The following is a 25,064-nucleotide window of genomic DNA, read 5'->3' on the forward strand; positions in this document are numbered from 1 at the left end:
ATTAAAAGAATCGTGTGGTTTCTACTGTTTGACCATTTCTCAACAAATCAAACTGTAAAAATAGTTCGTGTGAGCCTGAATTAAAATTGGACAATCTTGTGGTTTCTCGATCGTAACCATAGCCAATCGATAATCTGTCATTTACTCTAAATCCAACCAAGGCCGATACGGCTGCGCTCCATCTATAGGCTAGACCAAATGTCAAGCGCTCATTGTAGAGAAAATTGGTGGTTAAATCTACTTGTAAAGGAGCACCTGCCACTACTTTAGTAACAAAAGCCGGTTTGAATTTTAGATTGTACATCAAGTTGTAGACTTTCCCTCCAACAAAATAGAAATGTTGCTTGCGCTTTGTGTTTGAAAAAGCGATAGCGTCTACAAATCGGGTTTCTAGTAATCTTGGAACGGATAATCCTAAATAACTATTCTGTTTATAATAATACAACCCTACTCCAACATTAGGAGAGAATTGATTGATCATATTGAGCTGTAAAAACGGGTCTTCTGGATTGTAATTGTTTAACTTTTGGTTGTCTATGGCAAAAAGCTCTCCTGCGGCTTTAACCCCAAAAGCCAAGCGGCTTTCATTAGCGAAAACAATCGTGTAGGAAACATCCACTGAGGCAAAAGTAGTATTAGTAGGTCCTATCTGATCATGCAGTAGGTTCACTCCTATTCCTATTCTACTATTCTCAATGGGTTGGTGATAGGCTAAATTTAAAGTGCGTGGCGCTCCTTCGAGACCTAGCCACTGTGCGCGGTACATACTGAAAATAGTTCCATAATCCATCGATCCTGCATAAGCCGGATTAATTACCGTAGGGTTGAACATGTACTGGGTGTACTGGGGCTCTTGTTGGCCCCAAACACTCAGACTCATTAGTACTACTAAACTAAATAGTTTCTTCATCTTTTACTCTTATTTTGTTATATATAAATAACCCGAACGTTGCTTATCTACCCCTTGCTTGTTTTTATATCGTAATATAAAATAGTAAGTACCCTTAGGTAATTCTGCTGTTTGTGAGAAGGTATTACGCCCTTGAGAAATACCTGTAAAGTACTTATTGTCCTGACCATAACCCTCTATATTGTACACCTCTACTCCCCAACGGTTATAGATGTATAAGTTATTATCTGGATAGTTCTCAATACCTCTAATTACAAATACATCGTTCAAAGCATCACCATTTGTTGTCATCGAGTTGAATATCTCCAAATCATCCTCGCTCTGGCTGTGGTTGTTGAACTCCAAATAATCTGGCGTGCCATTATTATCCACATCCGTTGGTAACATTGGATTTAATCCCAATTCCTCACCATTGGTTAATCCATCACCATCACAATCGCCATCTAAAAACAATTGACTCAATGGTACGGTAATACTAGATGGGACTGAATCGCATGCGTTAGTTGGATCTGTGCCGTCGATGAGTTCTTGGCTGTTTATTACTCCGTCTCCGTCGCAATCAAGGTTTAACCAAGTTTGTGTCGCTTCGCTTAAAATTTGACTTGACAGTTCGAAATCACAAAGATCCTTTGAATTCGTACCATCCAGCTCCTCTAATCTGTTGCTTACACCATCACCATCAATGTCTAAATCAGTTGTGTCGCCAACCCCGTCTCCATCTAAATCGCTGTCAATAAAAAGTGTTAGTGTAGCTGTGCCTATACCTTCTGAATTAAATCCAGAAATTGTATACACTTTACTAGTACTAGCTTGTGTTGGTGTACCACTAATTGATCCACTTAAAGTATTCAATACTAGTCCTAATGGTAAAGCTGGAGAAATAGAAAATGAAGTAACAGCTCCGCTTATTGTAGACACATTAATAGTTGGCAAAGGAATATCGATAACTCCTGCTATATTACTTTGAGATATGCTAAAAACAGGTGCTTCATTCACATTAGTTACCGTGATAGTAAAGACTTTCTCAAAACTCAAACCTCCCCGATCAGTAGTTCTTACTCTTATGTTATAGTTCGATTTTGTCTCGAAATCAAATACAACTCTCGCTCTTAAAGTGTTATCCACAATGCTAAAGCTTCCGTTGTCAGTTGCGCCTATCCCTGATACTAAAGTAAAGGTATGTGTATCTCCTATGTCAGCATCGGTACTACTAAAAACACCAACTACTTCATTTAAATTGTTGTTCTCGTTAATTGAACTTGTACTTATACTAATGTTGGTTGGCGCTACGTTTTCTACTAAATCTAAAACCGTAATGGTAAAAGCTTTCTCAAAGAATAAACCGTCTTGGTCGGTGGTTCTAACCCTAACACTGTAACTTGATTTTGTTTCAAAGTCTAAACTCGCTGTGGTGCGTAAACTGTTGCCACTAATGTTAAACGATGCATTATCCGTGTCGCCTGTACCAGCAACCAAGGTATAAGTAAAGGTATTGCCCGTATCTACATCTATACTTGTTAAAGAACCTATGGCCGTGTTGGTCGCAACATTCTCAGCTACGCTAGTTGCGCTTGAGGTAATATCGCTTGGTGTTTCATTGACATCGTTTACCGTGATGGTAAAAGCTTTCTCAAAGAACAAACCATTTTGGTCGGTGGTTCTAACCAGTACGCTGTAACTTGATTTAGCCTCAAAATTCGGACTGGCATTGATACTTAAATTAGCACCTGTAATGGTAAAGGATGCATTATCCGTATCGCCTGTGCCAGCAACCAAACTGTAAGTAAAGGTATTGCCCGCATCTACATCTGTCGTGCTTAACGTACCGATTGTTGTATTGGCTGCTACGTTCTCGGCTACGCTAGTTGCGTTTAAGGCAATATCGCTTGGTGTTTCGTTGACATCGTTTACCGTAATGGTAAAAGCTTTCTCAAAGAATAATCCGCCTTGGTCGGTGGTTCTAACTAGTACACTGTAACTTGATTTAGTCTCAAAGTCTAAATTCGCTGTGGTGCGTAAACTGTTGCCACTAATGTTAAAAGCTGCATTATCCGTGTCGCCTGTACCAGCTACCAAAGTGTAGGTAAAGGTATCTCCCGTATCTACATCTATACTTGTTAAAGAACCTATGGCCGTGTTGGTCGCAACATTCTCAGCTACGCTAGTTGCGCTTAATGTAATATCGCTTGGTGTTTCATTGACATCGTTTACCGTGATGGTAAAAGCTTTCTCAAAGAACAAACCATTTTGGTCGGTGGTTCTAACCAGTACGCTGTAACTTGATTTAGCCTCAAAATTCGGACTGGCATTGATACTTAAATTAGCACCTGTAATGGTAAAGGATGCATTATCCGTATCGCCTGTGCCAGCAACCAAAGTGTAAGTAAAGGTATTGCCCGTATCTACATCTGTCGTGCTTAACGTACCGATTGTGGTATTGGCTGCTACGTTCTCGGCTACGCTAGTTGCGCTTAAGGCAATGTCGCTTGGTGTTTCGTTGACGTTGGTTACCGTAATGGTAAAAGCTTTCTCAAAGAACAAACCATCTTGGTCGGTGGTTCTGATACGCACATTATAACTTGATTTAGCCTCAAAGTCTAAACTCGCTGTAGTGCGTAAGCTATTGCCACTAATGTTAAACGATGCATTATCCGTAGATCCTGTGCCTGCTACCAAAGTGTAAGTAAAGGTCTCTCCCGTATCTACATCTGTACTTGTTAAAGAACCTATGACCGTGTTGACCGCAACATTCTCAACTACGCTAGTTGCGCTTAAGTCAATATCACTTGGTGTTTCGTTGACATCGTTTACCGTAATGGTAAAAGTTTTCTCAAAGAATAAACCGTCTTGGTCGGTGGTTTTAACTCTAACGCTGTAGCTGTTTTTAACCTCAAAGTTAGGACTGGCATTGATACTTAAATCAGCACCCGCAATGGTAAAGGCAGCATTATCCGTGTCGCCTGTGCCAGCAACCAAGGTATAAGTAAAGGTATCTTGTAAATTTACATCCGTACTTGTTAAATCACCAATCACCGTGTTGGCAGATACATTTTCGGCAACAGTTGTTGCACTTAAAACAATATCGGTTGGAGCAGTACTTGACGCAAAAGGCATAGCCGAAACCGAGGTACTTGCAATTCCTACTCCCGCATTATTTACTGCACGAATTTGAACAGCATAAGTAGTGTAGTTAGTTAAACCTGTAATGACTAAAGGAGAAGAAGTAATCAATGGAGTTGCAGCAATCCATGTGGTACCTCCATTTGTGGTGTATTCATAATTGGCAATAGAGCCCCCGCCATCAGCCCCTGTCGTAAAAGCAACAGAAATTTGAGCATTCCCTGCTGTTGCCACTACATTTGTCGGACTAGCTGGAACAGTTGACCTATAAATTGCATAAGAATTGTCTGCTGCTAGCACAGGGCTAAACGTTGTTGTACTCTCATCCGCACTAAAACGAGTATTGGCCAAACCTCCCGCTAATGTTGTCAATCCAGTACTTGCTGATTCACTTCCGCTATAGAGTTTAGCGATACCTCCAATCCCCATCGTAATTGAAGGTGAACCTGACACTAAAATATTCCCTCCAGTAATTGTACCTACTGGGGCAGTTAGACCCGCATTAACAATAATTGCATCTGTTGAAGTGGAAGTTGTCGCCAAGTTTTGGGTAAGCGCAATATCCCCTTCTAATGTCTCTACTCGAATTGTACCTGCAGAAACAATCGCATTTAAGGCTAAGCCTCCTGTACCATCGGTAAATGACAAATCACCTAGTCTGGTTAAATCACCACCATTAATGGATCCAATATTATTTGATAGATTAGTTAAGGTAAATGCACCAGCGCCTTGAAGAACTAAATCTCTAGCAACAATTGGAGCAGTCTGTGTAACAGCTGTGGCAGCTGTTAATTTTACAGCTGCATTGCTTGCCGTCAACGGCTCATTAATGGCAATGGTACCTCCAAAGAAGGAAACATCTCCAGCAATGCTAATTGGTGAGCCATGGGTGATTTGACTGACGTTGGCCGGCTTACCAATCGTCAATCCACTCAAGCTAGAACCAAACACCAAGCCCCCAGTGCTGAAAGCATTACTGAAACTCGAACTGCTTGGTTCAATGCGCAAACGGCCTGGACCAATGAAGCTGGATGTACTAATCGTTGGCGTGTCATTAGACAAAATCAGCACACCATCAGTAATAGTGGTACTACCACTGTAACTGCTATTGGCACTCATCGTCAAGGTGTTGCTGCCCATTTTTATTAGATTGCCACTACCATTGATGACATTGGGTACTATCAAGTCTGTTGACCGGTTGACTACTATGGTGCCAGCATTATCAATATTGCCTGTGCCTAGGGAGCCGGTGGAACCACCGTTGCCCAACTGCACTGTTCCTCCAATAATGCTTGTACCACCAGTGAAGGTGTTTTCACCCACAAATAAGATTTCCCCATCCGTAGCATCCACCTCCAAAGAACCATTCCCGCTGATTAAGCCACTAAGTGTTGTGGCAACTGTGTTTGGGCTCGCACTATCTAAGCCTAAATTGACTGTCCCCGTAATGGTCATGTCATTGGCCCATGCATTAACCCCTGTATTGAACAATAAGCCCGATCCGTTTAACAAATTCACCGTCCCCGAACCTAATGCATTGTTATGACTTAAACCCAATCGACCCATCGATACAGTGGTGTTCCCACTGAAAGTATTGGCAGATAGCAGGTTTAGCCTTCCGGCTCCTCCCTTGGTGAAATTGCCGCTACCGCTAAATGTGCCATTGTAATTTAAATTTTTTCCACTGGCAACATTAATGGTGCCATTACCAGACAATACTATACCACGCAAGCTATTCAAAACGAAAGTCTCAGTAACTAGCAAGCTACCGCCACTCAACATGATCGCATCGGTCACTAATGTTGTCGGAACAGCCCCTAGATAGCTATCCGAAGCAACTGATAAGGTTCCGTCTCGAATGTCGATTTTGCCTTTGTGACCGTGGCTGGTAGTGGATGTCATTGTACCCGTAAAACTATTGGGGATTATTGCCAATGCCACGTTAGCCCCATCGGGAAGTACGCCAGTTTGGCTGAGATTACCGGTAACAGCCCACTTAGTAGCAACAGACCAATCTTCACCATCACTACCCACCCAAGTAGCTGAGGCAAGTTGGGTAATAGAACTTGTGTTATTTCCCACCAGAGTAAAACTGTAATTACTATTGGCACTACTGACCGAAACCAAATCAAGGGTAACCGTTTTATTGCCTGCACCCACATGACGATTGTCAAATGTAATCGTAGCTGCGGTGACTGTTTCGTTGTTGGCAAGCAATCCACTAGTGGTGATATTAGCCAAATCGGCATTACTAGGGATATAGTTGGTTCCACCATCGTAGACCTTAGTCAAATTGGGTACAACCAAGGTTATAGCCAAGGGTAGTATTGTCACAGGGGCATTGACCAAGTTAAGTATAGGTAATTGGTAATTACTTGCTAGACCGTTGTTATTTCCATTAAGCAACGTTAATGCTGTGATGTACTTACCCGTGTCAGTCACATTGCTACTGCTGATAATTGCCCCAGTAAACGTAAGTTGTTCTAATCCAACGGTATTACCAATCGTGAGTTGTTGTGCATTCAAATTCCGCGTACCATCGTACACTTTGGTGGCCGTTAGCGTGACGGTACGAGCCGTGATTTCTAGCGACCCTGACCCATAAGTAATGTTATAGTTGCTCGCTAAGAAGCCACCTGTACCTGTAGCATTGCTAGCAGTGATGTTACCGCTGTACGTTGCCACCGCTTGGGTGGTGCTGGCTGCCATGCCGCTAGTACTTGCTAAAGTCACCGCAGTTGCTAACTCACTATTGGCAAAGCTTCCCGCAGTAAGACTAAAGTCAGATGTGCCCAAGGTTAAGACATCGCCATAAACCTTAGTTCGGTTGCCTGCAGTAAGTGTAATCGGACGAGCTGTGATTTCTAAAGCACCAACAGCATAAGTAATGTCATAGTTGCTTGCTAAGAAGCCACCTGTACCTGTAGCATTGCTAGCAGTGATGTTACCGCTGTACGTTGCCACCGCTTGGGTGGTGCTGGCTGCCATGCCGCCAGTACTTGCTAAAGTCACCGCAGTTGCTGACTCACTATTGGCAAAGCTTCCCGAAGTAAGACTAAAGTCAGATGTGCCCAAGGTTAAGACATCGCCATAGACCTTAGTTCGGTTGCCTGCAGTAAGTGTAATCGGACGAGTGGTAATAGCAAAGTTATCCGCCACAAAAGTAATGGCGTAGTTGCTGTTGGCAAGCGTACCTTGGTTAATTGCATAGCTACCCACATTCTCTCCTGCTGCTCTGGCTAGTGCCCCAGTGAAAGTATCGCTACCTACACGGCCGCGATTGGTGCCTCCCGCTTCGATTGCGTAGGCAAAGGTTGGATCAGTGTTGCCATAAATCTTGCTTTGATTGGCATCAGCCGTGATGGTAATTGGACGAGTGGTAATAGCAAAGTTATCCGCCACAAAAGTAATGGCGTAGTTGCTGTTGGCAAGCGTACCTTGGTTAATTGCATAGCTACCCACATTCTCTCCTGCTGCTCTGGCTAGTGCCCCAGTGAAAGTATCGCTACCTACACGGCCGCGATTGGTGCCTCCCGCTTCGATTGCGTAGGCAAAGATTGGATCGGTGTTGCCATAAATCTTGCTTTGATTGGCATCAACCGTGATGATAATTGGACGAGTGGTAATAGCAAAGTTATCCGCCACATAAGTAATAGCGTAGTTGCTGTTGGCAAGCGTACCTTGGTTAATTGCATAGCTACCCACATTCTCTCCTGCTGCTCTGGCTAGTGCCCCAGTGAAAGTATCGCTGCCTACACGGCCGCGATTGGTGCCTCCCGCTTCGATTGCGTAGGCAAAGATTGGATCAGTGTTGCCATAAATCTTGCTTTGATTGGCATCAGCCGTGATGGTAATTGGACGAGTGGTAATAGCAAAGTTATCCGCCACATAAGTAATGGCGTAGTTACTGTTGGCAAGCGTACCTTGGTTAATTGCATAGCTACCCACATTCTCTCCTGCTGCTCTGGCTAATACGCCAGTGAAAGTATCGCTGCCAACTAAACCACGATTGGTGCCTGCCGCTTCGATTACATAGGTAAAGGTTGGTTCAATATTGCCATAAATCTTGCTTTGATTGGCATCAGCCGTGATGGTAATTGGACGAGTGGTAATAGCAAAGTTATTCGCAACATAAGTAATGGCGTAGTTACTGTTGGCAAGCGTACCTTGGTTAATTGCATAGCTACCCACATTCTCTCCTGCTGCTCTGGCTAGTGCCCCAGTGAAAGTATCGCTTCCGAACAAACCACGATTGGTGCCAGCTGCTTCAATTGCATAGGTATAGATTGGATCAGTGTTGCCATAAATCTTGCTTTGATTGGCATCAGCCGTGATGGTAATTGGACGAGTGGTAATAGCAAAGTTATTCGCCACATAAGTAATGGCGTAGTTACTGTTGGCAAGCGTACCTTGGTTAATTGCATAGCTACCCACATTCTCTCCTGCTGCTCTGGCTAGTGCCCCAGTGAAAGTATCGCTTCCGAACAAACCACGATTGGTGCCAGCTGCTTCAATTGCATAGGTAAAGGTTGGTTCAATATTGCCATAAATCTTGCTTTGATTGGCATCAGCCGTGATGGTAATTGGACGAGTGGTAATAGCAAAGTTATCCGCCACATAAGTAATGGCGTAGTTACTGTTGGCAAGCGTACCTTGGTTAATTGCATAGCTACCCACATTCTCTCCTGCTGCTCTGGCTAATACGCCAGTGAAAGTATCGCTGCCAACTAAACCACGATTGGTGCCTGCCGCTTCGATTACATAGGTAAAGGTTGGTTCAATATTGCCATAAATCTTGCTTTGATTGGCATCAGCCGTGATGGTAATTGGACGAGCTGTAATTTCTAAAGCGCCGGCAGCATAAGTAATGTCATAGTTGCTTTCTAAGAAGCCACCTGTACCAGTGGCGTTTGTCGCTACTACTTCATTGGCGTTTGTACCTACTACACGAGTGGTGCTCGCAGCGTAGCCATTGACACTGGTCAAGGTCACAGCTGTGGCTAATTCACTATTAGCATAAGTACCAGCAGTCTTCGTGAAGGCTGATGTGCCTAATGTGAGAGCGTCACCGTAGACCTTCGTACGATCAGTTGCAGTCAAGGTGATCGGACGTGCGGTGATCGCTAATGTGCCATTGTTATAAGTGATGTCATAGTTAGCGTTATCAGTGTTGGTCACTGTACCTTGCGTGATTGATACATTACCAACATTGGTAGATGATCCGGCCGTTGTTGTTACAGCTCCACTCAAAGTCTGGCTGTTGTACATGCCACGACTAGTGCCTGCGCCATCAGTCGCCACTGCAAATGTTAATACTGGGTTGGCATCGCCATACACACGGGTCTTGTTATCAGCGGTCACTGTCACAGGACGACGGTTGATCGTCAATGTGCCATCAACATAGCTGAACTGGTAGTTAGCAGCAGCCAAGTCATTGGCGGCTGAAGTAATGGCATAGGTAGTTACGTTTGATGATGCTGTTGCTGTGGTGCTGATTGTTGGTGCACCCGTGATACCTGCTGAAGTAGCATCTTGACTATTTAAATAGCCTGTAATGCTGTACGTCAAGCTTGGATTGGTATCACCATACACACGGGTCTTGTCATCAGCAGTCACGGTCAAGGTGGCTTTGTTGATGGTCAATGTGCCTGGTACATAAGTGATGTCATAATTGCTCAAACCAGTACCTTGGGCAGCACTTGCCAAAATACCGTCTGTTGCACCGCTATAAGTACCAGCACCTTGTGTTCCAGGCACTGTGCTGTTACCGTCTTGCAACAAGGTTACCGCTGAAACCGTATCAGAATTCACTAAGCCCGTTGTACTAAATGCACTTGTACCTAAGTTTAGTGCTGTGCCATAAGTGGTGGATTGCGCTGACGCAGTCACACTTAAGGCTTTTGGTGTAATCGTCAACGCAGTATTATTAGCTGCAGCTTGGACAAACTGATAGTTAACTGAGCTTAAACCACTACCAGTGATGGCATAGCTACCCACATTACTTGTACCAGTGGCTGTTGTGCTGAATAACAATGTACCCGTCAACACAGAAGATGTTTCGTTACCCATAAAGCCAGTGACAGTGCCAGCATCGACGCTAGGGATTGATCCATAAACACTGGTTGCCGTCGTCGCGTTATAAGTCAAGGTTGCCGTCGTCACATCTGCTGTTAAACCTGTTTGTTGTACAAGGTTATAGTTACCAGCGTCTGTGCCAGAGATCGTCACGCCAGTGATCGTGATCGCCTTACTATTACCAACGTTCTTATCAGCGAAAATACCTGCTGCTGTGCCACCCACAGTCACCACATCATTGCTCAATGGGCTCACCGTGGCCGTACCACCTAAGACTGCTACATCGGTTGCGTTATAGACACGGTTGCTAGCAGTGATACCGGTTACCGCCAAGTCAGCTTTGGTGATGTTGGCGCTTAAACCTGTTTGTTGTACAAGGTTATAGTTACCAGCGTCTGTGCCAGAGATCGTCACACCCGTGATCGTGATCGCTTTACCATTGCCAACGTTCTTATCAGCAAAGACACCTGATGCTGTGCCACCCACAGTCACCACATCATTGCTCAATGGGCTCACCGTGGCTGTACCATCTAAGACTGCTACATCGGTTGCGTTATAGACGCGGTTACTAGCAGTGATACCGGTTACCACCAAGTCAGCTTTGGTGATGTTGGCGGTTAAATCTGTTTGTTGTACAAGGTTATAGTTACCAGCGTCTGTACCAGAGATCGTCACGCCAGTGATCGTGATCGCTTTACCATTACCAACGTTCTTATCAGCGAAAATACCTGCTGCTGTGCCACCAACAGTCACTAGATCACTACCAAGTGGAGAAACTGCTGCTGTACCGCCTAAGACTGCGGTCAATGTGGTGTCATATACGCGGTTGCTTGCGGTAATGCCCGTTACTAACAAATCAGCTTTGGTGATATTTGCTGTGAGGCCTGTTGGCTGCACCAAGGTATAGTTAGTTGCATCTGCTCCGCTTAAACTAAAGCCTGTCACAGTCACGGCTTTGCCATCAGCCACATTCTTATCAGCGAATGTTGCAGCTGCGCCAGTTTTAACCAATGAAACAGTATCTGTCGTGTAGAACTTATTGTCGTTGGCTGCTGCAGCGCCATTGTTAAGCACAGAATTCGTCGTGACTAAAACTGCAGTTGTATTGGCATTATAGACTTTATCTGAAGCCGTTGTGCCAGTAATCGTGATGCTCTTGGCTGTAACATCAGCCGTTAAACCTGTTTGTTGTACAAGGTTATAGTTGCCAGCGTCTGTGCCAGAGATCGTCACGCCCGTGATCGTGATCGCTTTACCATTACCAACGTTCTTATCAGCGAAAATACCTGCTGCTGTGCCACCAACAGTCACTAGATCACTACCAAGTGGAGAAACTGCTGCTGTACCGCCTAATACTGCGGTCAATGTGGTGTCATATACGCGGTTACTTGCGGTAATGCCCGTTACTAACAAATCAGCTTTGGTGATATTTGCTGTGAGGCCTGTTGGCTGCACCAAGGTATAGTTAGTTGCATCTGCTCCGCTTAAACTAAAGCCTGTCACAGTCACGGCTTTGCCATCAGCCACATTCTTATCAGCGAATGTTGCAGCTGCGCCAGTTTTAACCAATGATACCGTATCTGTCGTGTAGAACTTATTGTCGTTAGCTGCTGCAGCGCCATTGTTAAGCACAGAATTCGTCGTGACTAAAACTGCAGTTGTATTGGCGTTATAGACTTTATCTGAAGCCGTTGTGCCAGTAATCGTGATGCTCTTCGCTGTCACATCAGCCGTTAAACCTGTTTGTTGTACAAGGTTATAGTTACCAGCGTCTGTGCCAGAGATCGTCACACCCGTGATCGTGATCGCCTTACTATTACCAACGTTCTTATCAGCAAAGACACCTGATGCTGTGCCACCCACAGTCACCACATCATTGCTCAATGGGCTCACCGTGGCTGTACCACCTAAGACTGCTACATCGGTTGCGTTATAGACGCGGTTGCTAGCAGTGATACCGGTTACCACCAAGTCAGCTTTGGTGATGTTGGCGCTTAAACCTATAGGCTGCACCAAGGTATAGTTAGTTGCATCTGCACCACTCAAACTAAAGCCAGTCACAGTCACAGCTTTGCCATCAGCCACATTCTTATCAGCGAATGTTGCAGCTGCGCCAGTTTTAACCAATGAAACAGTATCTGTCGTGTAGAACTTATTGTCGTTGGCTGCTGCAGCGCCATTGTTAAGCACAGAATTTGTCGTGACTAAAACTGCAGTTGTATTGGCATTATAGACTTTATCTGAAGCCGTGGTGCCAGTGATCGTGATGCTCTTGGCTGTAACATCAGCCGTTAAACCTGTTTGTTGTACAAGGTTATAGTTACCAGCGTCTGTGCCAGAGATCGTCACGCCCGTGATCGTGATCGCCTTACCATTACCAACGTTCTTATCAGCAAAGACACCTGATGCTGTGCCACCCACAGTCACCACATCATTGCTCAATGGGCTCACCGTGGCCGTACCACCTAAGACTGCTACATCGGTTGCGTTATAGACACGGTTGCTAGCAGTGATACCGGTTACCGCCAAGTCAGCTTTGGTGATGTTGGCGCTTAAACCTGTTTGTTGTACAAGGTTATAGTTACCAGCGTCTGTGCCAGAGATCGTCACACCCGTGATCGTGATCGCTTTACCATTGCCAACGTTCTTATCAGCAAAGACACCTGATGCTGTGCCACCCACAGTCACCACATCATTGCTCAATGGGCTCACCGTGGCTGTACCATCTAAGACTGCTACATCGGTTGCGTTATAGACGCGGTTACTAGCAGTGATACCGGTTACCACCAAGTCAGCTTTGGTGATGTTGGCGGTTAAATCTGTTTGTTGTACAAGGTTATAGTTACCAGCGTCTGTACCAGAGATCGTTACGCCAGTGATCGTGATCGCTTTACCATTACCAACGTTCTTATCAGCGAAAATACCTGCTGCTGTGCCACCAACAGTCACTAGATCACTACCAAGTGGAGAAACTGCTGCTGTACCGCCTAAGACTGCGGTCAATGTGGTGTCATATACGCGGTTGCTTGCGGTAATGCCCGTTACTAACAAATCAGCTTTGGTGATGTTGGCGGTTAAATCTGTTTGTTGTACGAGGTTATAGTTACCAGCGTCTGTGCCAGAGATCGTCACACCCGTGATCGTGATCGCCTTACTATTACCAACGTTCTTATCAGCAAAGACACCTGATGCTGTGCCACCCACAGTCACCACATCATTGCTTAATGGGCTCACCGTGGCTGTACCACCTAAGACTGCTACATCGGTTGCGTTATAGACACGGTTGCTAGCAGTGATACCGGTTACCACCAAGTCAGCTTTGGTGATGTTGGCGGTTAAACCTATAGGCTGCACCAAGGTATAGTTAGTTGCATCTGCACCACTCAAACTAAAGCCAGTCACAGTCACAGCTTTACCATCGGCCACATTCTTGTCTGCAAATGTTGCTGCCGCACCAGTTTTAACCAATGATACCGCATCTCCTGTGTAGAACTTGTTATCGTTGGCAGATGTAGCACCATTAGCGATGGCTGAACTTGTTGTTACCAAAGTGGCGACTCTATCAGCGTTATAAACCTTATCAGATGCTGTTGTGCCAGTGATGGTGATAGCTTTTTGGGCGACTGTCAAGGTGCCGTTGGTTGCAGTAACACTATAACCAAAACCAAGCACGCCACCGCCAACAACTGTGTAGCTACCAGCTTTTAGATTATTCAGTGTTGAATAAGCCGCACTACTAATGGTGTAACTAGCCGCATCACCATTGACTAATCCTGAAGTTGTTCCAGTCAAACTGATTGAATCACCGTGCGTAACAGATTGACTGTCAGTCGTTATCGTGACTGCAATCGCTTGACGGTAAATTGCATTGAGACCAGCTGTGAGGGCTGTTGTGAAGTTTGTTGTTGCTTCATCACTGTTGTATCGGAATCTCCCCGAGCCAATACCCACAAAGTCTGTGAGACCCGTGCTGCCGCTTACACTTCCACTATAGAGTTTAGCAATCCCTCCAGTACCCATGGTAATGGTTGGAGTGCCCGAAACTAAAATATCTCCACCAGTAATTGTTCCTGCAGCGGTATTTTTTCCTGCGTTTAAAATGATGGCATTAACTGAAGTTGAAGTGGTATTCAAGTTTTGAGCAAGGGTAATATTTCCTTGAAGTGTTTCAATTTGAATAGTACCGTTTGTGCCAGACGAACCAGAACTAATGTTATTTACAGTTAGTCCCACTGAGGCGTCAGTAAAGGAAAGATTTCCTAATCTGGTAACATCTCCCCCACTAATGGAGGCAACATTATTTGAGGCATTGGTTAAGGTAATGTTTCCTGCGCCTTGAAGAACTAAATCATTAGCCACAATTGCAGCCGTTTGCGTAATCGCAGTACTAGCTGTTAAGTTTAAAGTGGAATTGGTTGCAGTTAAAGCACTATTAATTGCTAATGTTCCTCCTATTAAAGTAATTGGTCCAGCAATGGTAGTGGTTCCTCCAATAGTGATATTAGCTGTATTACCAACTTTACCCAGTGTCAAACCCGTAATAGAAGATGATAAAGCAAGATTGGATATTGGGAAGGTAAACGCGCTGCCAAAACTGGTTCCAGAGGGCTGAACAGAGACTTTACCCGATGTCGTAATCGCCATACCGCCGTCTGCAAGTGCAATCGTATCACCAATGATAAAAACATTGCTAGTGGAACTTGTGATACTGCCGCCTTGTCCAATATTAATTTTCGATGGCCCTGCGGTTAATCCATTCATAAAACGTGTTGCCACTTGCACGGCTTTTGAATTACCGTTAAGCGTTATGTCACCTGAACTGGCATATACATTTAATATGCCGTTATAATAGCCCCCGGCAACAATACTTCTGCCGGCTCCTAGCGCATTACCATTGATTTCAATATTTCCAGTACTGGAAGAAGTTATGTTTACTGTACCACTTATATGAACTGCATCATCAGTACCTCTACTAACACCTCTTATTGTGATGGCATTACCGGAAGCGGATGATGAGATATTAACTGTTGAAGCAAGGGATAAGTCATGCACTCCAAATAAAATCCCTGTTCGATTTCCTGAAGTATTAGAGGCTTGTCCATCCAACTCTATGGCGCCACTTCCAGCATTGACATTAACCTGTCCAAAGGTGACGATACCCCAATCAGCGTTTCCTGCGTCCCCGGCAATTTTGATGGCCCCGCCAAAAGATAAAATAGAGCTGCCCTCTAAGTAAACGGCCGCAGTTACAGCACTGCCACCTGTTGAAGCGACAAAGGATGTTCCGGGCACAGCATAGCCACCGCCTACACTCAAGCCATTCCACGTAGCACCATCGCTGCCGCCACCCAACCAGATGGAGCCTCCAGTTACAGAACCAGAGCCAGTAACAATCGAGGATCCATTTCTAAGGGCAATGCTGCCGTTGGTAAGTTGGTTGTCACTGTTAGACCACAGCACCACATCGCCCCCACTAGTAGTAATTGATCTGTTTGCTCCAACTAAGATATCCCCAGCTGATTTAAGAAGGACATCGCCACTAGTAGTTCCTGCGGTGGTATTCAGATTTCCGTTAATCGCAATCGTTCCAGCATTAACAGAAACTGGACCCGCCAATGTTAGCGCTGCTGCAGTGAATACGTCAGTAGTGGCAGTGAGGCTAGTCAACGGGGTGGTGTTGCCCAATGAGCCGGTAAAAGTCAGGTCGCCCGTGCCGTGGGTATTGATGGTCAAGGTATTGGCGCCATTGACGGTGGAGCTAAAAGTAACTGTGCCGTTACTGGTCGTTGTTAAAGCAGTATTTGCTGCTAAGCTTACTGCTCCGGTATAGGTTTGATTACCGCTCGTAGCAATGCTATTCGCAATGGTGGAAGTCCCGTTCACTGTCAAGCTAGAAGTTCCAGCGCTTCTAATAATAGTGTTGCCACTGGCCATCGAGAGGCTTGCGATGGTTTGAGTTGCTTGCAGATCCCAGATTGCGGCATTATTCATCACTACGTCTGTGGAAGTGCTCAATGTACCGGTGGTTCTTAGGGTGCCTGCTGATATGATGGTATCGCCGGTGTAGGTGTTGGTATTAGAGAGGATCAAGGTTCCTGCGCCGATTTTTGTGACGCCAAAATTAGTACCCGAAATAATGCCTGAAAGGGTTAATTGGGTACCAGCTACGTTCACCGTGCTATTAGCCCCCAAAGCCACGGTACCGCTATGGCTTGATGTTCCAGTAGAGGCAGCGATTGTTCCTCCATTTAGCGTGATGGCCTCAGCACCAACGGCAATGTTTTGCAAGTCTAGGGTTGCGCTACTAGCCACGGTTACACCACCAGCAGTTGTACCAAGACCATTAGCATTTGCCACAGCCAAGGTGCCGGCATTGACTGTAATTGCGCCAGTATTGGTATTTGCACCTGACACCGTCATCGTACCTGCGCTGGCCTTAGTAAAGCCCATCGCAGAGGCTTCAGTAATAGCAGCACTTATTAGCAAATCATTGGTCGCAGCCCCATCAGCAACGGTAAAAGTGCTTGTACCTAGATCTGAACGTAAGTTAATCCTGCCGGCAATTACAGCTTCAGCAGTTGGGTCAATCACATTCACAGTTACACCACCCCACTCCCAATAAGAGGTTGTACTACTAGAACTAGTACCGCTATTAGATCTTAAAGTGCCACCACCAGTAAAGTTTAGTGTCGCGTTCCAGATATGCTGAACAGTACCTACCACCTCAACCAAACCGCCATTGATGTTAATGGTCGACACACGATTAGCACTCCATCCAAAAGCACTTGAGGAACCAGTTAATTGAACAGTTCCGTTTGCATTGACGTTTAGCACCCCTAAAATGACGCCATTACTATTGTTATATAGGTCATTTAGGATCAAGGTGCCCGCATTGACTGTGGTACCGCCACTGTAGGTACTTTGCCCCGTGTTTAAGGTCAGTACGCCAGCACCCTCTTTTCTCATGCTTCCTGAGCCAGAGATCGCGTTTGCATAGGTCAAGTTATTACTGCGATTAAAGACCAAGGAACCGTTATTGGTCACAGCTCCAGTGCCAAGAGAACCTGTGGTTGAACCGGCACCAATTTGTAGCGTACCCGCTGAAATCGTCGTGGTACCTGTGTAGGTATTAGCCCCTGTGAAAATCACGGTGCCTGTATTTGAGGTAGGTCTATTAATGGTTAAATTAGCTGAACTACTTATGATACCAGACAAAGTCAATGTGTGAGCGGGTGGAGCATTAATTGTTGCAGCGCCACTCATCACAATTGGGTTACTTAATGCCAGCGAATTTACATTTGACAGTAGTATGGAGTTGGTGCCCATGGTAATTGGAGCTGAACTAGAACCTAATGCAGCTGCATCGCTTACTTTTAAAGTACCGCTGTTTAGCGCAATGCTAGCGCTAACCGTATTGGCTTGGTCAAGATCGAATACACCACCAGTACCGGCCAAGGTCAAGGCGGAAATACTGATTGGTTTGGTTTGTGTGACTGTTGCAGTGCTAGTAATTGTTAGTCCATTACCTGTAAATCCATTCACACTTCCATAACTACCAATTTCAAGATTTGACGTTGTTGCAATATTCAAGCTTCCGCTACCAATGTCAGCAGCGAATGCTTTGATTGAATTACTTGCGTTATTTAAGGTGTAGCTTTGATTATTAGCAAGCAAGGCAACGCCATAAGCCGTAACTGCACCTGTGATAGATGGCGCTTTTGCATTAATTAAAACGTAACCTGTTGAGGTATTTGCAGTGACAGCCCCTGTCCAATTAACACCATTAGTTGCAGCACTTGCCATACTTGCTGAATCAGCAATCGCGAATAAAGGCCTTGGTGTTGCACCGTTTAAATTGGCAACTGCATTTGCTAACGTAAACACTGTATCCAATTTTGAGCCTTGAAATGTAACCGAGCCATTGATAGCTGATACAGGTCTTGAAACAGAATCAATACCATAATGGCCCGTATTGGTACTTGTTGTAGTCCCTGACAAAATGACATCGCCATCACTTGATGATATTGATCCAATGCCATGATAAATACCATCACCAGTTGTTGCATAGCCAATAATATTTACATCATTTTTAGCAGACACTGTTCCCTGCCAAGCATCTTGGAAATAACCATAAGCTTGACCAGCAGCCGAAATAGTTACCGAACCTAAAGTCGCGATAATGGGCAGACGAATGACAGAGCCGCCATAAGAAGCATTATTACTTAAGCCATTCATGACAATATTGCCTCTCTCAGCAGTAATTCCACCACCTGTGCTATTTGTAAAAGTTAAATAAAGACCGATACCCTGTCCTGAAACTCCATTCATGGTTAAATCATTGTAAGCTTGAAGAGTCACACCACCGCTATACAAGGTAATGCCGCCTGAAATGCAAGCCCAGTTAGTACAGTCTCCTCCAACACTGCGCGTTGCGTAACCTGTCATGCTTAAATTACCTGCATAGCTTCTAATGACTTGTGCGCCACCCCATAGAATGATGCCATGGCCTTGTTGATTGGCCACATTTAATCCAGCAGCTGCACCATTGGCGAAAATATCAATATCACCATAAGCAATGATCTTGGTGCTGGTTCCATCAAGTCTTAAAGCTGCGCCATTTATATTATTTGCACCTGAGGTGGAATTAATGGTGATGTTGCCGCCTGCCGTTGGCGTAGTGGTATTATTTCCTGCTACCAAGCCACCACCATTGATATATACGCCGTGACCTGATAGAGCTGTTGCTTTGATATTAATATTACCGGTCGTTGATTGTGTAATACGGCTGTCATATTGGTAAAACGCCCATTGAGCCCCAGTATTGGAGGCGTTAATGGTGATATTACCAATGGCTTTTGTGGTGCCCGCACCAGAAAAATTGACTCCATAATAGCCGCCTGTTGCGCTACCATTAATTGAGATTGCGTTATTAGCAAACAGCGAACCAGCTCCGATTTCTAGTCCTTGCTGAGTTCGTCCAGTTGCGTTAATCGTAATAGAACCGCCAGTTGCTGGAACTGTTGTAGCAGAGGTGTCTGTCGTACTTGTACTTGCAGCAATAGTACCGTTAACGTACATACCAAAATTTCCAACTGCAGTAATTAAAATATTACCTGCAGTTGATTGCATGATACGGCTAGCACTGAAATCTAAACCCCAATGGCCGCCGCTGGTGGCGCTATCAACGGTGATGTTACCCACCGCCAAGAAGGTGCCAGCGCCGTAAATATAAGAGCCTTGGTAACCACCGGCCCCACGGGCAGTTAGATTCATTGCACCAAATGAAACCAATGAGCCCGATGCCATTTGAATGCCGTATGCAGTGGAACCGGTTGCATTGATGGTGAGCGTTCCGCCGACAGTTGGCGTTGTCGTTGGACTGGCGGTGTTACTGCTCGCGTAAATACCGCCGGTAGTGCCCATATATAAACCGCCGCCTGTTCCATTAGAGGTAATCGCAATATTGCCACCGGTCGACTGAATAAACGAGTTGTCGTACATGGTAAGACCCCAAGTACCTTGTGTAGCGCTAATCGTGATGTCTGAAGCGGATCTAACTTTTGCTCCCGCACCGCGCAGTGTGAATGAGTGCGTACTAGTTCCAACCACAGTGATTGAAATAGCGCCGTAAGCTATCAGGGAACCAGTGTTAATATCTAAACCGTAATCAGAACTTCCAATTGCATTAATCGTGATGGTTCCACCCGCTGTTGGTGTCGTCTGACTATTCCCTGCAACCAGGCTTGAATTGATATAAAGACCTTTAGATCTCCCCACACCGGTCACAGAAATGTTTCCGCCGGTGGATTGAATCATCTTTGCGCTTTCAAGCACCGTGCCTTGGTTGGCCTGTGCGTTTTGACCATTAATCGTAATATCACCTGCTACTACAAAACTACCTGCGCCATAAATATAAACACCATACTCATTGCTGCCCCCAGTCCCTGCAATCGATAGTGCGCCGTTTGAAGTGATTGCGCTTGCATCCATTCTCACACCAGTAAAAGCATTCGTCGCTCTCGCTGTCCCAGTTATTGAAATCAAACCTGTTCCTGCAGAAATATTACCGCTCACAAAATAGACACCCCGCTCTGCTCCGGTTGAAACACCATTTAGGGTGATGGTGCCTGTTCCTAAAGTACTTAGAACATTACCAGTTACATTAATGTAAATACCGGCACCAGCTGTCGAATCAGTAGCATTACCTCGGCCAAACAGGTTTATATTGCCGCCAGCTGCATTGATTGAACTCAGCAAATGAATTCCTTTAGCATCAGAAGCAACTGAACTAGCAAAGCCAGCGATACAATAAAATGATCCGTTACATCCAGCTGTAATATCCGTTGTACCACCTCCAATAGTAATATCACCACCAAATGTACTTATGGTTGCTGTGGATACAGTAGATTTAAAGCCACCCCCTCCGCTATTATCCACATCGGAATAGAAGTTGGTGGTAAGCGACTTACCTGTTGCCCCAGATATCGGAGCTGATATCAAAATATCACGTGAAGCCATTAAGGTAAGTGTGTTGGCATTAGTATTGTTTGTAATCGCCCCTAAAACTGTGATATCTCTAGAAGCAGAAACGGATTGTAAACGAGTTGCACCGCTCAGGCTACTTGCATTAACCTCAAGCGATGCAGTGGTTTTGAGAATTAACGCACTGTTAGTAATTGCTACTTTAGCAATACTATTGCTTGTGTTTTCAGCAGTTACCCCTACGGCATTTAAAATAGTAACCACATGCGTGCTTGCGGAAACTGCACCAGACATGGTAATCGCTCCAGAACCACCAATTGAAGTTGCCGCAGTAATAGTCACGGATCCAGTTGTCGATGCAGCGGCACCCGAGTTGATCAATGCACCAGCACTGCTTAACCCAACTCCACTTAAACTGAGCGCATTGGCAACTGTAAAACCGTTCATGTCAAGTGTAAACCCTGAGCCAACAGTAACTAAACCGGTACCAAAAGGGCCATTTGTAACTGTTCCTGTTGAAGAAATCCCTGCCCGTAATGTCCCCCCAGACACTGTCGTGCCACCCGAGTAGGTGTTTGCACCTACAAGCGTTAATACGCCAGCAGCATTTTTAACCAAAGCACCTGTACCTGAAATCAGGTTGGTCACAGATATGTCATCACTGCGATTAAATATCAGCGTTGCGTTATTGTTAACATTACCAGTGCCCAATGACCCCGAAGTGCTACCATTTCCAATCTGGAGAGTACCGGTGCTAATAGTGGTAACACCCGTATAAGTATTTTCGCCAAATAAAGTCAGCGTACCTGCACCAGACTTAGTCAACGCTCCTGTTGCACCACTTACATCAGCAATAATGCCACCATAAGTTAAGGTTCTAGCGCTATCAACGTTGAAGGTTCCTCCATTTGTACCAATGCTGATGCCACGGTTACTACTCAATGTAATGTTAGCTGTTGGTAACAAGGTACCGCCATTCAAAATGATCGAACCAGCTGTGGCTGAGCTAGGCAGTGCACCCAAACTTCGCTCAGCTGCGATTGATAAGGTGCCAGCAATAATGAAAGTAGAGGCTGTATAGGTATTACTAATGCCAGTGAAAATCACTGTACCTAATTTACCTGCCTCGCCTATGGTTAAGTTACCTGAGCCACTTACGACTCCGTTAATAGTCAGGGTTGTACCAGTGGCTGTAGATACAGTTCCCCCAAGACTACCAATTTCAAGATTAACCGTTTTAGCTGGGCCTGTTGAATTTGCAGCACTATTAGTAAAAATACCGTTATTCAGCGTAATGTTTGCCAAGTCGTAGTTATTAATAATGCCACCCATATCAACTGTGCCGCCATTATCGACTGTAATTCTTGGGACAGTTGTTGCTGCTGCTCCACCTCCCTGCTGCCAATTATTGTTTGATCCTACAAATCTTAATGTGCCAAAACTCACGACCACCGGCTGGCTGGGCGTTGGAACAAACGCAGCTGACGTCAAACCATTACCAAAAGTTACAGTGCCGGTATATCCAGATGCTCCAACTCTTGGAGCATTAGTTGTAATATTTCCGCCAATGGTTAGCGTACTTCCAGTAGCAGCAGCAATTGTTCCGCCAAAGGCACTGATAGCAATGGTGTTGGAAATCGTGGATGTAGCATTCGCCAACAACATACCGCCAGCCCCAATACTTATTGAACCTGTAGAGAGATTAGTACCACTCGATCCGCCAGAAGCAACTGATAAAATTCCTCCAGAAATTGTAGTGGTGCCTGTATAAGTATTAGCGCCAGTAAGTGTTTGAGTGCCTGTGCCTTCTTTGGTCAGTCTCAGTACTGGAGAGAGAGAATTTGCTATGACTCCACTAAAAGTGGCCGACCCATTGTCATGGCCCAAAGATAAAGAGAATGAGCTTACTTCTCCTGGTGCATCTACTCTACCGTTACCACTTAGCGCACCAATTCTCATCACGGTAGTAGTACTTCTAGCGTAAAGGTTTAGAAAAGTATTTGCGCCGTCCAGAAAAATCGGTGAAGTCGCATTGATATCTGCATTTTCAAGCCAGAAATTGCCATGGTTAGTCACTGTCACAAGGCCTGAGATCGTAGTATTTCCATTCAAGATTAAACGATTCTGATACTGTCCCCTTGCACTAGTCGTGCCAGTCACATTCCATGTGCCAGCACCAGATGCCCCTGTAACAAAGAAAGCACCACCAACCCCTCCATTAGTGCCGTCGAAGATAACATTCGCATTGTTTACTATGCCACCTGTCAACTGTCTATCTGCAGTTGATGATGGTGCTAATCTCAGCGTTCCGGTACTCACTGTTGTGAGTCCTGTGTAAGTGTTAATACCAGTCAGTGATAATGTACCTGCGCCTTGCTTGGTAAGCGTTGTGCCTGTGCCAGAAATAACACCAGTCAATGAGCTTGATGTGTTGTCAGTATTAACGATCAAGTTTGTTAAGTTGGTAATATTTCCAGAACCTGTAATTAATCCAGAGGTTGAAGTTAAAGTTAAACTTCTGCCGCCTGTTGTAAATCCTGAATTAGATGAGAGACCCGTTTCCCTCAGATTTTGAATCTCAAGAGATTCATTCCAAGTATCTTCATTGAGATTATTCCATGTTCTTAGAAATCCATTTTGAGTAGCTCTAAAAGTAATATCAACAAATATGTCATTGAAGTTGTTACGGCCATGATTAGTATTATGGCCTATTGAATAAAGAGTACCATCGTTGGCTCCATGGTCAAATAGAAATGAACCATTATTGACATTGGCATTTGACCAAAAAATAAAGAAATTGTTTTGTCTTGAAGTGGTCGAGGTGCTAAACATCAGCTCTCCCCTCTCGTTGTCCCAAGTATCCCAATACCAGAGTCGTAATGAGTACTCTCGCCCAGCAACAATGTTGGCGCTATAGCCCGTGTCATCCTTACCAGTAGGACCACCCCAACTGATCAGCACAGTGGGTGCTGTGATGCTATATTGAATATTTGTAATCGAAGTAGAGCCGGATCCAAGACTAAGTGAACCAGCCCCTGTATCAAAGCTAACGTTACCGTTACCTGACTGTCTTAGGTGAAAAATATTCGATGAATTAAAACTTAGTGCACCTCCACTAGATGTTATGGATTGAGTACCGCTGGTTTTCTGGAAGTGAACATCTTGGGCGCTAAATGATATACTCCCACCGTTGGTAGAAATATCCCCGTTTAAATAAACTTGATCACCTGTGGCGTTGAAATTGATGTTTAAACGACCTGAGCTAGTTGCAGAAATATTGCCCTGAATATAAATATCAGCATCAGCGGTTAGGGTGAGGGTTCTATTATTTGAGCCGGTATAGGAAAAATTCGCCATAAAGACAATATTCCCATAACCATAACTTTCGGTATTTATACCTCCATTCGTTGTATTAACTGTCGAGATAGTAACATCGCCGTTATTTAAATTAGTAGCAAGGGTGGATAGCTCCCCAGCATCCAAGAAAAAATCATATGGATCTAAGAACCATAGACCGGCACTTCCATCAAAAGCTAGGGTATTTATATTCACACCAACATAATCTAATTTAGCACCAGATGTCTCAACATTTCCACCCTTACCTGAAACAACTCCCCCTTTAGCAAAAACACTACCCTTTACTGCGGTGACAGAGTTTGAATTTTTAATATCAGACCAAAGAACAACTGTTCCACCATTTCCATTTTGAGTCGCGCTTGCGTCTATTACTGCACCGGATTCCATCGTCACAGTGGTGGCTTGATATATCGCCTTGGGATCAGAAAAAACACGACGCTCGGCGCTTGCTCCACCTTGCCAATCGCCCCCAATTAAAATAGCGCCACCGCCTTGCTCCCCTTGAGCTAAAATTGTAGACTGATCCTCCAATTTGATGTGGTCAGATTCAATCACAATTTTTCCTCCATATTGAACTGAAGAGGCGTCTAATTTACCCTTAATAACAATAGAATTAATAGTGCTGTCAGATAAAGACTGTGGGGTTTTCAACGCGCGTAAACGGATGCTACCCCCATTGGTTTCTAATAAGGCTAAATTCGCTACAGCAATTGTACCATCTGTTTCAATGTTAAGGTTTAAGGTTCCGTTGGTTGCGTAAATTTTTGAATTATCTAGAAAAGTGATTGACCCTGAATTCTTATTTACAATAGTTAAATTGGCGGTTCCTGATGAATTTTTGTGTATCTGTCCAGAAAATATAATAGCGCCTTCGCTTTCAACATGTACCTCTTTGTTTTGGTTCAAGTAATTTTCAATCAATGTCGCTGGCAACTCGGCATTGGCTTTAACTTTAATAATTATTGGATTATTTTCTGCTATGTTAGAATCAATAGAAGAAATTTGTTGAGGGCTAGTTTCTGAAATTAATTTATTTTGGGCCACAACAAAAGTGTTGATCAAGATCAAAGAAAAAATAGTTGGAAAGATCTTATGAAGATTAAAATTCATATTTTCAATA

General features: G+C 44.6%; 2 protein-coding genes. Both read right to left on the reverse strand.

What is annotated here, in order from left to right:
• Position 1 precedes the first annotated feature (1 nt).
• Entirely contained in the window at positions 2 to 910 is a 909-nt protein-coding gene (locus LPC20_RS02670; RefSeq protein WP_229326240.1) for a PorP/SprF family type IX secretion system membrane protein, read from the reverse strand.
• 9 nt (positions 911 to 919) lie between these two features.
• Positions 920 to 25,054 carry an MBG domain-containing protein gene (locus LPC20_RS02675; protein ID WP_229326242.1) on the reverse strand — a complete coding sequence of 8,045 codons (24,135 nt, stop codon included), beginning with the start codon at positions 25,052 to 25,054 and terminating at the stop codon, positions 920 to 922.
• Between the last annotated feature and the right edge of the window lie 10 nt (positions 25,055 to 25,064).

Origin of the sequence: Flavobacterium ammonificans (assembly GCF_020886115.1) — a bacterium.
In the GTDB taxonomy this organism is placed as follows: domain Bacteria; phylum Bacteroidota; class Bacteroidia; order Flavobacteriales; family Flavobacteriaceae; genus Flavobacterium; species Flavobacterium ammonificans.

Coding starts and splice junctions, on each gene's coding strand:
- LPC20_RS02670 (WP_229326240.1), bottom strand. CDS start 910: ATGAAGAAACTATTTAGTTTAGTAGTACTAATGAGTCTGAGTGTTTGG.
- LPC20_RS02675 (WP_229326242.1), bottom strand. CDS start 25,054: ATGAATTTTAATCTTCATAAGATCTTTCCAACTATTTTTTCTTTGATC.